The following is an 11,280-nucleotide window of genomic DNA, read 5'->3' as shown; positions in this document are numbered from 1 at the left end:
CAGAGGCGCGCTTGGCGGGGGTCTGGCGCTTGCTGGCAGGCCGGCCGGACGGGACGCGACCCGATGGCGACGCAGCCGAGCGGCGAGGGTCACGTCCCCGCGATGGCGGCTGGGGCGGCGTCCGCGGCGTCCGGGGGGTCACGGGGTCGAGGTGGCGGTGGGACGAGCCGCCTGGCTCGGTGAGGTCGAGGCATCGGTCCCGACCGACGGCTCGGGCCCGGCGTCGGTGGGCGCAGCCTTCGACCTGCGGGTCGACGTCGTCGAGCTCGTCACCCCGGTGCGCGAGTCGACGCTCGTGGTCGTGACCTCGATGTTGGCCCCCTTCGTCGTCGTCACCTTCGTGGTCGTCACCGTGCCCACCGTCTTGACCGTGGTCTTCGGGGTCGTGGAGGGGCGCGCGGCTTCGGCTGCCGAGTTGCCCTGTGTGGCAACAGTAAATTTCTTCTTGGCGTCAGCCGGGACCGCCACGCCGAGGACCTTGCCGTCACTGAGGCGGAGGAAGGCAGCACTGGTGGACGGCACCATGCCCATGTCGATCGCCCGCTGGGCGAGCACGGCCGGCGCGCTCTGCGCGTCGATCGCGTGACTGAGCTCCTCCTCGGCCGCGGCAAGCTCGTTGGACGTGTCCTGGAGGTCGCCGAGGACGAAGGAGCCCTTGGCCATGGCCGTGTTGAGCATGAGCACGCCGAGCAGGCCCGCGACGAGCAGGGCGAGGCAGGCGGCCACGAACCCCGGCTGCCCCTGCTGCGGCTGCTCGCGCACGACCCTCAGCGGACGCGGGCGGGCGGTCCTCGGTGCGGTGCGAGGCGCGGAGCGGTTGAGTGGACGGGCCGCGGTCTGGGTCATCGCCGGGCTCCCTTCGTGAGACGAGTGCGTTCTGCGACCCGCAGTCGTGCCGACGCGGATCGGGGGTTCGTGGACTGCTCGCTCGCCGAGGGCTCCTCGGCGCCTCGGGTGAGCAGGCGGAGGTATGCCGCGTGCTCCGGGAGCTCGACGGGGATACCGGGAGGGGTGCTCGAGGTCGCACCCGCGGCGAGCGCACGCTTGGTGATGCGGTCCTCGAGCGAGTGGTAGGACAGGACGGCGATCCGCCCGCCGACGGCCAGCACGTCGATGGAGGCGCCGACGGCGCGCTGCCAGGCGCCGAGCTCGTCGTTGACCTCGATGCGCAGGGCCTGGAAGGTGCGCTTGGCCGGGTGGCCGCCGGTGCGTTGGGACGCGGCCGGCACGGCGGTCCGCAGGAGCTCCACGAGGCGGGCCGACCGGGTGAACGGCTCGACCTCGCGCTCGCGGACGATCGCCGAGACGATGCGCTTGGCGAACCGCTCCTCGCCGAAGTCCCGCAGGATCCGCAGGAGGTCGGCGGGCGCGTAGGTGTTGAGGACCTCGGCGGCGGTGATGCCGCTCCCCTGGTCCATGCGCATGTCGAGCGGCGCGTCCTGGGCGTAGGCGAACCCGCGGTCCGCTTCGTCGAGCTGGAGCGAGGAGACCCCGAGGTCGAAGAGCACGGCCTGGACCTCGCGCAGGCCGAGGTCGGCCACGACGCCGCCGATCTCGTCATAGACGGCGTGCACGCCACGGAAGCGCCTCCCGAAGCCGGCCAGCCGCTCGCCCGCGAGCGCCAGGGCCTCCTCGTCACGGTCGATGCCGATGACGGTCGCCTCGGGGCAGGCCTCGAGGAAGGCCTGCGCGTGGCCCCCCATCCCCAGCGTGCCGTCGACAAGGACTGACCCCGGCGCTGAGAGGGCCGGGGCGAGGAGGTCGACGATGCGGTCGCGGAGCACGGGAACGTGCCGCTGTTCGGCGGCTCCCCGTGACGACATCTCGAACTCCTTCTGGTGGTGACGTGCTCTGGGCTGGGGTGGAGCTGGCGGGTCTGATCCGTCGGGTGGTGATCGCTTCCCCGGCTCCTGGTCCCCATCCGTCCGGGGCCCGGCACGGGGGAAGTCGTGTCGGGAGTCCGGTCGGCTGGAGGCCGGGAGCCGGGGTGGATCACATGAGTCCGGGGATGACCTCCTCGGACTGCTCGGAGTAGGCCTGCTCCGTGCTGGCGAGGTAGGCGTTCCAGGCGTCGGTGTCCCAGACCTCGACGCGGGACCCGGTGCCGATGACGGTGCACTCGCGGGTGAGGCCGGCGTACTGGCGCAGGTGCGCCGGGACCGTGACCCGTCCCTGCTTGTCGGGGATCTCGTCGCTGGCTCCGGAGAGGAAGACGCGGATGTAGTCGCGGACCGCGCGGTTCGTGGTCGGCGCCTCCTGCATCTGCTGGGTCACCTTGGTGAACTCGTCCATCGGGAAGACATAGAGGCAGCGCTCCTGCCCGCGCGTCACGACGAGGCCGGTCGAGAGGCGCTCCCGGAACTTCGCCGGAAGGAACAGGCGCCCCTTGTCGTCGAGGCGAGGCGTGTGCGTTCCGAGGAACACCGCGCTCACCTCCCCACTTCGTCTCGACCCCGGGGCGACACTTCTCTCCGGTTTCCCCCACTTTACTCCACCCACCTCCGAAATCAAGTCGTTATGAAGCTTCCGACCCGGTTAATTCGCAGGTCAGAGGCGGTGGTGCAAAGTGGGGCAATCCGCGCGTGTCCGGAGCTGACATCGGCAGCGAGGCACCCGGCATACGCCGGTATGCCGGGTGCCCACCGCCCGCTCAACCTGCGAGCCCGCTGTGAACCCCGCTTTTCACGCCCTGGCGCCTACCCGGGTGGGGCAATGTGGGGCAAGATCGAAACCCCCGTTGCGCACGGCACGGGACCAGCCATTCCAGGAGCCACCGGTGTCGACACACGACGAGGTCCACCAGACCCACGAGCAGCGACGCGTCGACGTGAGCGCTCCTCGCACGGGAGCCGCACTGGACCAGGTCCTCCAGGTCGCGAGCTCGCTGCAGACCGCCATGAACACGGTCATCGAGGGCAAGCCGGCCGCCGTGCGCACCGCCGTCACCGCCCTGCTCGCCGAGGGCCACCTGCTCATCGAGGACGTGCCGGGTGTCGGCAAGACCATGCTGGCCAAGACCCTCGGCCGCTGCATCGACGCCTCGGTGCGCCGCGTCCAGTTCACACCCGACCTCCTGCCGAGCGACATCACCGGTGTCAGCGTCTACAACCAGGACGTGCGGGACTTCGAGTTCCGCCCGGGCGCGATCTTCGCCAACGTCGTCGTCGGTGACGAGATCAACCGGGCGTCGCCCAAGACCCAGTCCGCGCTGCTCGAGTCGATGGAGGAGTCCCAGGTCACCGTCGACGGCACCACCTATGCCCTGCCGAGGCCGTTCATGGTCCTCGCGACCCAGAACCCCATCGAGATGGAGGGCACCTACCCCCTCCCCGAGGCTCAGCGCGACCGCTTCATGGCCCGCATCTCGATGGGCTACCCCTCGGCCCGCAGCGAGGTCGACATGCTCGACCAGCACGGCGGCAGGTCACCGCTCGACGACCTGCACCCCGTCACCGACGCCGCCACCGTCACGCAGATGATCGAGGCGGTGCGGTCGGTGCACGCGTCACAGGCCCTCAAGCAGTACGTCGTCGACGTCACGCAGGCCACCCGGTCGAGCTCGGCGTTGCGCCTCGGTGCCTCGCCCCGCGCGAGCCTGCACCTCCTGCGCGCGAGCCGGGCCCACGCCGCCCTGGCCGGCCGCGACCACGTCCTCCCGGACGACGTGCAGTCCATGACGATCCCGGTCCTCGCCCACCGCCTCATGCTCACCGGCGAGAGCCAGCTCGCGCACCGCTCGGCGGCCGACGTGCTCACAGACCTGCTCCAGCGCGTGCGCGTGCCGGCACCGACACGCTGAGGAGGGTCCATGCGTCGGTTCCGTGACTCCCTGACGACGCGAGGAGCCGCCTTCCTCGCCTCGGGGCTCGTGCTCGTCCTCGCGGGTCTCGCCCTCGGTCAGCACGACCTCAGCCGGATCGGGACGGCCCTCTGCGCCCTGCCCGCCCTGGCGGGGCTCATGGGCCGGCGCCACGACCTCGGCCTCGTCGTCGACCGGGAGGCACGCCCTTCCCGGCTCACCATCGACGAGCCCGCGGTCGTCCAGATGACGATCTCCAACCCGTCACAGACCCGCTCGCCGCTGCTCTTCGCCGAGGAACATCTCGACTACTCGCTGGGCGATCGTCCGCGCTTCGTCATCCCCGCGCTGTCCTCCGGTGCCTCGACCCACGTGGAGTATGCCGTCCGTGCCCACGCCCGCGGCGCCCACCGCCTGGGGCCGCTGGGTGTGCGCGTCCAGGACCCCTTCGGGCTGACGATGCGCCACGCGTCACTGAGCAGCCACGACGAGCTGCTCGTCCTGCCCCGGATCATCAGTCTGTCCGACGGGCGAGCCCTCGGGCGCGGACTCGGCGCCGAGGGGTCGGTCCCGCACCGGGTCGCCCTGCACGGTGAGGACGACCAGTCCATCCGCGAGTACCGCGATGGTGACGACCTGCGCCGCATCCACTGGCCGGCGACCGCCCGCACCGGCGACCTCATGGTGCGCCAGGAGGATCGGCCGGCCAAGCGACGGGCGGTCGTCATCCTCGACACCCGTGCCCGGGCGCACGGTGGCAAGGGACCCTCCAGCTCGCTCGAGTGGGCCGTGACGATGGCCGCCTCCGCCGTGACCCACCTCCTCCACCAGGGCTTCGCCGTCCACCTGCTCACCCCTGACGCCAGCCAGGAGTCGGGGGTGCTCGAGGACTCCGACCTCGACCGCGCCCTCGAGACGCTCGCCCGCACCGTCCCGACCGACGAGTCCGGGATCGGCGGCCTCCTGCACGCCGCCAGCGGGGCAACGGCGCAGGGTGGCCTCATCGTCGCGCTCGTCGGGGCGGTCGACGACGACGCCGCCCGAGCCCTGGCCTCGCTGCGGCAGCCCGGTGGGCCCGGGCTGTCGTTCGTCATCGACGCGGCGGCCTTCCACGGGTCGGGTTCGGGTCGTCGGGCCGCGGACCTCGAGGCCGGCGCCACCACGGCCTCCCTCTCCGGAGCCGGCTGGTCGGTGCTCTCCGTCGCTCCCGGGCTCGAGGTGGCGGACGCGTGGGCGACCGTCGCCGGCTCGCGCAGCCTGGTCGGTGCGCGATGAACCGGGTCCGCCCGGTCGAGACCCTGCTCGCCTCGCTCGCCAGCTTCACCGTGGCGCTGCCGCTGCTCACCCTCTTCGACGCCAACACGTGGGTCCGGCCGGCTGTCGTCGTCATCGCCACCATCGCCCTCGTGGGCCTCGGTCTGCGAGCCCTCGTCCTGTCCGCCTGGGCGGTGATCCTCGGGCAGCTCCTCGCCGGGTTCCTCGCCGTCTGCTGGATGCACGGGCAGGGTCACCTCTACGGCGGCGTGCTTCCCGGTCCCGACACGGTCACCTCGCTCGGCATCCTCCTGGGCGAGGCCGGCCAGACGGTCATGGCCTTCTCGGCGCCGGTCCCCACCGAGCGCGGGATCGTCGTGGCCATCACCATCCTCATCGGCGCGACGGCCCTCGTCGTCGACGCGGTCGCGGTGACCCTGCGCTCGCCCGCCCTCGCCGGTCTCGCGCTGCTCACGGCATACCTCGTCTCGGCCACGAACTCCGGTGACGGACTCTCGTGGAGATACTTCGTGCTCCCCGTGGGGTTCTGGCTCGCCCTCCTCGCGACCCAGGGCATCGGCACGGTCCGCCGATGGAGCACTGCGGTGCCGCGCGGCCGGGACGGCGAGGACCACGACCCAGTCCTCGGCGTCGCCGGCACTGCCCGGCTCCTCGGTGCCGGCACCCTGGCGCTCGCGGTCGTGATGCCCATGGTGGTGCCGCACCTGCCGACGACGTTCCTCGCCGACGGGCTCGGCCGCGCCGACAACTCCCGCGGTGGTGGAGCCATCACGCTCAACACCACCGTCGACCTGCGCCGGTCGCTCGAGGACCAGTCGCAGTCCCCCGTCATCAGCTACAAGACGACGTCGAGCGCGCCCGACCCCCTGCGGGTCGGCATCCTCACGGACTACCGGGGCGGCGAGTGGAGCACTCGCTTCAACACCAACCGGCCCCTCGCCGGGGGCCCACAGGCTCCCGACGCCGATCCCTCGATCAAGCGGACCACCGTCGAGGTCACGGTCGAGGAGAATCGGCTCCAGGCGCCCCAGATCGCGCTGCCCACACCGCTGCTCAACGTCGACGTCGGCGAGGTGGCCCTGCGGACCAACTTCGCCGGCAGCATCGCGGTCGACCGCAACGTCGAGGAGTACACCGCGACCTACGGCCAGCTCACCCCTGAGGCGAGCAACTTCTCCAGCGAGGGGCCGCGCCCTCGCGGGTGGGACGAGGGCGTCTACAACGAGCTCGACGGCGAGAGCCTCAGCCGGCTCACCGAGCTCGTCGACAGCGTCGTGCCCTCGGACGCCACCCCCCTCGAGACCGCCCGGCTCCTCCAGGCCCACTTCCGCAGCACCCAGTACACCTACTCCCTGCAGCTGCCCACTCCGACCGACCCCGCCTCCGGCCGCACGATGATGTCGGACCCGCTGTCGAACTTCCTCGTGTCCCGCACCGGCTACTGCGTGCAGTTCGCGTCGGCGTTCATCATGGCGGCACGCGTCAAGGGCATCCCGGCGCGGATGGCGATCGGCTTCCTCCCCGGCACCTTCTCCAACGGCTCCTACACCGTGCGCTCCGCGGACGCCCACGCCTGGCCCGAGCTCTGGTTCCCCGACCTGGGCTGGACCCGCTTCGAGCCGACGCCGGGCGTGCGGACCGGAGGCGCCCCCGTCTACAGCCTCATCCCTTCGGAGTCCAACCCCTCGGCATCGGCGACGCCGACACCGACCGCGGCCACACCGACACCGTCGGCGTCGCAGCGCCCGGACGGCGACCCCGGCCTCGTGGAGGACACCACCACCGCGTCCGGCGGTCCGATCACCTGGCTCGGCGACCACGCGCTGACACTCCTCGCCGCACTTGCGGTCGTGCTGTCGCTCCTCCTGCTGCCCGTGGCGGCGTGGCTGCGGCGACGACGGCTCCGGGTCGCGGCCCGCGACGACGCCGAGCGGGTCGAGGCCGACTGGGCCTCACTCATCTCACGGCTCGGCGACATCGGCATCGCTCCTCCGGACGGCAGCACCCCACGTCAGGCGGGCGCCCGGCTCACCCACGACGCCATCCTGTCGGGCGAGTCCAAGGAGGCGATGGGCCGCATCGTGGCGACCGTCGAGCAGGCCCGCTACGCGCCCCCACGGACGCAGATCCCCGACGTCAGCGCCGACACCCACACGGTGTGGAGGGCCGCGGTCTCCGCCCGCCAACGCAGCGACCAGCTGCGGGCCTACCTCGTCCCCGGCGACGGCGTGCGCCAGTGGGCCGCCGCCAAGGATGCCGTGCTCGCGTGGCCCCGAGGGGCATGGTCGCGCCTTCGCCGCGACTGACGAACCCGCTCCAGACGCACGTATGCCGCGCACCCGACACGGGCACGCGGCATACGTTGCGTTGGTGGTGTGCTGAGACTCAGTCCAGGTAGTCGCGCAGCGCCTGGCTGCGGCTGGGGTGACGCAGCTTGCTCATCGTCTTGGACTCGATCTGACGGATCCGCTCGCGGGTCACGCCGTAGACCTTGCCGATCTCGTCGAGGGTCTTCGGCTGACCGTCGGTGAGACCGAAGCGCATCGAGACGACACCTGCCTCGCGCTCGGAGAGCGTGTCGAGGACCGAGTGCAGCTGCTCCTGGAGGAGCGTGAAGCTCACGGCGTCGGCGGGGACGACGGCTTCGGAGTCCTCGATGAGGTCACCGAACTCGCTGTCGCCGTCCTCGCCGAGGGGGGTGTGCAGGGAGATCGGCTCGCGGCCGTACTTCTGCACCTCGACGACCTTCTCGGGCGTCATGTCGAGCTCGATCGCGAGCTCTTCGGGCGTGGGTTCGCGACCCAGGTCCTGGAGCATCTGGCGCTGGACGCGGGCCAGCTTGTTGATGACCTCGACCATGTGGACCGGGATGCGGATCGTGCGGGCCTGGTCGGCCATGGCGCGGGTGATGGCCTGACGGATCCACCACGTCGCGTAGGTCGAGAACTTGTAGCCCTTGGTGTAGTCGAACTTCTCGACCGCACGGATGAGGCCGAGGTTGCCCTCCTGGATGAGGTCGAGGAAGAGCATGCCGCGACCGGTGTAGCGCTTGGCCAGCGAGACGACGAGACGCAGGTTGGCCTCGAGCAGGTGGTTCTTGGCGTTCTTGCCGTCCTGGGCGATCCACCACAGCTCGCGCTTGAGCTTCATGTCGATCTTGTCGCCGGAGTTCAGGCGTTCCTCACCGAAGAGGCCGGCTTCGATGCGCTTGGCGAGCTCGACCTCCTGCTCGGCGTTGAGGAGGGCGACCTTGCCGATCTGCTTGAGGTAGTCCTTGACCGGGTCGGCCGTCGCGCCGGCGGTGACGACCTGCTGGACGGGTGCGTCCTCCTCGTCGTCGTCGCGCAGCACGAAGCCACCGGCGGCCACGGGCTCGGGCGTGTCCTTGGCCGTCTTGTCCTCGGCGTCGTCGCCCTCCTCGGTCTCGGGCGCCTCGACGCTCTCGGCCTGGGCGGCGGCGTCGGCCTTGGCGGCGGCGACCTTCTTGGCCGCTGCCTTCTTGGCCGCGGCCTTGGTCGCGGGGGCTGCGGCGGCCGAAGCCGCCTCCTTGGTCGTCGTCGCCTTGGCGGCGGCGGCCTTCTTGGCCGGGGTTGCCTTGGTTGTCGTCACCGGCGCGGCCTTCCTGGCGGATGCAGAGGCCGTCGTTGCGGGACCGGCCTCCTCACCAGCGGCCTTGGCGGCAGCGGTCTTGGCGGCAGCGGTCTTGGGCGCGGCGGCCTTGGTGGCAGCAGGCTTGGTCGCAGTGGACTTGGCGGGTGCAGCCTTCTTGGCGGCGGCAGCCTTCTTCGTCGTCGCGGTGGTGGTCTTGCTGGCCGAGGCCTTGGTGGCGGCCACGGCCCGGTCCGGCAGCGTCATGCTGACCTGGATGCCCTGCGCTGCCAGTGCCGTCAGCACGATGCGACCGCGGTTGGCCTTCACGCCGGCCGCGTGGATGGCCTGGGCCACCTGCTCACCCGTCACCTGTCCCGTCGTGTGTCCGGTGCGGACGAGGTCCTGCAGAGCCGGGTGGCTGAACTCGGAGGGGAGGGGCATCTCGGAGGCGTTCGTGGGCACAGGCGACACCGACAACCTTTCGTCACGGGGAGCGCACGGTGATGCTCACGCTCGGGCGGAGCACTGACCGGCTGGTCGAGTTTGTGCACTCTCTGACGTGATCCGTAGGGGTGAGGATCGGCCGTTGCTTGGAGGGTGCCTTTACATTATAAATCGCCGCGGCCCTCATCCCTATTCCATGGGGCCGCGGCGATTCGTCCACGTGCGCTCGCACCGCCCGTTGAGGCGGTTTCCTCCCGCTCGAGGCAGGTGCGGTGTGGGGGTCGGTCAGCTCTTGACGGCGAGCACCGGGCACGGCGCGTCGAGCAGGATCCGCTGGGCGTTGGAGCCCAGGATCAGCTTGCCCACGGGAGTGCGGCGACGCAGTCCGATGACGATGAGCTGGGCACCGACCTCGTCGGCGACTGCGAGGAGGTCCTCGGCGGGCTCGTTGCCGCGCACCAGCTGACGCACCTCGACGTCGACCCCCTTGCCCTTGAGGTCCTCGCCGAGCGTCGTGAGCTCACTGCCGTCGCTGGACCCGTCACGGTCGGAGTTGATGATGACGAGGTTGGTCTTGCGCAGGAGCGCTTCCTCGCCGGCACGAGCCAACGCGGCCGCGCCCTCCTTGGTCGGGATGTATCCCACGACGATGGCCACGAGTTCCTCCTTGTCAGCAGGTCAGCCCGCTCGGGCTCTTGCTGGGACCGTACCGGAGATTGTGACGCTTGACACGGGGCGCGACGGCGAGCCTTGGAGCCGGTCCCCCGGCGCTCTGCCGCTCAGCGGACCGGCTCACCACCGAGCGCCTCGCGGATGATCTCGCCGACCCTGCCGATCTCGATGAGGAAACCGTCATGACCGAAACGCGACGGGATGTGCCGGAGCGTCGTGCCCGGACGAAGGGCCGCGATCTCGTCGGAGAGGCGTGCGGGGTAGAGCCGGTCCGTGTCGACCCCCGCGACGACGAGGTGGCCGGCGAAGGCCGCGAGCGCGGCACCCACTCCGCCGCGGTCCCGCCCGACGTCGTGGCTGTTCATGGCCTCGCTGAGGACGAGGTAGGAGTTGGCGTCGAAGCGGGCACCGAGCTTGCCCGCGTGGTGGTCGAGGTAGGACTCGACGGCGAACCGGCCGGTGCGGCCGTCGCTGCCCAGTGGCTCCTCACCCAGCTGCGCCTCACGACCGAACCGCTCGGCGAGCTCGCCCTCGTGCCGATAGGTGACGTGGGCGATCCGACGGGCGATGCCGAGTCCGTCGAGAGGCGCGACACCGTGCTCGTAGTAGTCCCCGCCGTGGAACCGGGGATCGGCGCGAATTGCGAGCAGCTGCGGTTGGCACCAGGCGATCTGGTCGGCCGTGGCGTATGCCGTGGAGGCCAGCACGATGCACGTGTCGACCCGCTGCGGGTGGGTCGTCGCCCACTCGATGGCGCGCATCCCACCCATGGACCCACCGAGCACCCCGGCCCAGCGGTCGATGCCGAGACGGTCGGCGAGCCGAGCCTCGACGGTGACCTGGTCGCGGATGGTGATGGCCGGGAACCGTGCGCCCCACGGTCGCCCGTCGGGGGCCTCGCTCGACGGCCCCGTCGTGCCCTGGCAGCCTCCGAGGACGTTGCTCGAGACGACGAAGAACCTGCGGGTGTCGAGAGGTCGTCCGGGGCCCACGAGCCCGTCCCACCACCCGGGTGTCGCGTGCCCGGGACCGGCGGGCCCCTCGACGTGGGCGTCGCCGGTGAGGGCGTGCTCGACCAGGACGGCGTTGTCGCCCGCCTCGTTGAGCGTGCCCCAGGTCTCGTACGCGACCGTGACGTCCGGCAGCGACCCACCACGTTCCAGAGCGACGGGACCGACACCCGCGAACTTGCGGTCTCCGGGATGGTCACCGGGGCGCCAGAACGACGCCGTCGGGAGGTCGGTGATGGTCATCAGGCTGTGCTCCTCGGATCGCGCTTGCCCGCCGGAGTTCGGCAGGGCCGTGTCTTCACCCGGGGCACCCCACCGCGAGGAGGGTTGCCGCCCAGCAAGCCGGGGCTTGTCGCTGGGACTCATGACCTTGGGCACGAGTCTAGAACCGGGGACACCCGTGGGGACAGCCTGTCCGCAGCGTGAGAGGTCATCGCACGCGCCGACACGGCCCCGGCCCCCACGCGTCCCGAGCCACGCGGTGACTCA

General features: G+C 71.2%; 9 protein-coding genes and 1 riboswitch. Of the genes, 3 read left to right on the top strand and 6 right to left on the bottom strand.

Translation table 11 applies throughout. The annotated features are described in order from the left end of the window. Positions 1–138 precede the first annotated feature (138 nt). The 3 genes from ftsL to mraZ form a co-directional block, all read right to left on the bottom strand. Positions 139–846, bottom strand: a complete 708-nt coding sequence (gene ftsL, locus ACZZ98_RS15900) for a cell division protein FtsL (protein ID WP_463517149.1) — start codon at positions 844–846, stop codon at positions 139–141. Then, positions 843–1,823 carry a 16S rRNA (cytosine(1402)-N(4))-methyltransferase RsmH gene (rsmH, locus tag ACZZ98_RS15895; RefSeq protein ID WP_463517148.1) on the bottom strand — a complete coding sequence of 327 codons (981 nt, stop codon included), beginning with the start codon at positions 1,821–1,823 and terminating at the stop codon, positions 843–845. The genes ftsL and rsmH overlap by 4 nt, the downstream gene beginning before the upstream one ends. Before the next feature lie 169 nt (positions 1,824–1,992). Then, positions 1,993–2,424 (bottom strand): division/cell wall cluster transcriptional repressor MraZ, encoded by a 432-nt coding sequence (gene mraZ, locus ACZZ98_RS15890; RefSeq protein ID WP_380088817.1) that lies wholly within the window; start codon positions 2,422–2,424, stop codon positions 1,993–1,995. 403 nt (positions 2,425–2,827) lie between these two features. On the opposite strand from mraZ, the gene ACZZ98_RS15885 reads away from it, so the two are divergent. The 3 genes from ACZZ98_RS15885 to ACZZ98_RS15875 are packed head-to-tail and all read left to right on the top strand — an operon-like array spanning position 2,828 to position 7,380. Continuing rightward, positions 2,828–3,799, top strand: coding sequence for an AAA family ATPase (locus ACZZ98_RS15885; RefSeq protein WP_463517798.1), 972 nt, complete (start codon positions 2,828–2,830; stop codon positions 3,797–3,799). A gap of 9 nt (positions 3,800–3,808) precedes the next feature. Continuing rightward, a complete protein-coding gene (locus tag ACZZ98_RS15880; RefSeq protein WP_463517147.1) occupies positions 3,809–5,074 on the top strand; it encodes a DUF58 domain-containing protein in 1,266 nt (421 codons plus the stop codon). Further along, a complete protein-coding gene (locus tag ACZZ98_RS15875; protein ID WP_463517146.1) occupies positions 5,071–7,380 on the top strand; it encodes a transglutaminase TgpA family protein in 2,310 nt (769 codons plus the stop codon). The genes ACZZ98_RS15880 and ACZZ98_RS15875 overlap by 4 nt, the downstream gene beginning before the upstream one ends. A gap of 79 nt (positions 7,381–7,459) precedes the next feature. On the opposite strand, the gene ACZZ98_RS15870 is transcribed toward ACZZ98_RS15875, so the two are convergent. From ACZZ98_RS15870 to metX, 3 genes are all read right to left on the bottom strand, one after another. After that, entirely contained in the window at positions 7,460–9,106 is a 1,647-nt protein-coding gene (locus ACZZ98_RS15870; RefSeq protein WP_463517145.1) for an RNA polymerase sigma factor, read from the bottom strand. Between the two features lie 288 nt (positions 9,107–9,394). Then, positions 9,395–9,766: a universal stress protein gene (locus tag ACZZ98_RS15865; protein ID WP_463517144.1), complete on the bottom strand. Its 372-nt coding sequence runs from the start codon at positions 9,764–9,766 to the stop codon at positions 9,395–9,397. 122 nt (positions 9,767–9,888) lie between these two features. Further along, complete coding sequence (gene metX, locus ACZZ98_RS15860; RefSeq protein WP_463517143.1) at positions 9,889–11,034, bottom strand: homoserine O-acetyltransferase MetX; 1,146 nt, start codon at positions 11,032–11,034, stop codon at positions 9,889–9,891. A gap of 15 nt (positions 11,035–11,049) precedes the next feature. After that, positions 11,050–11,161: riboswitch (SAM riboswitch) on the bottom strand. Positions 11,162–11,280: the final 119 nt, after the last annotated feature.

This window comes from Knoellia sp. AC549 (genome assembly GCF_979258975.1).
This window is presented reverse-complemented; position numbering and strand designations above follow the sequence as displayed.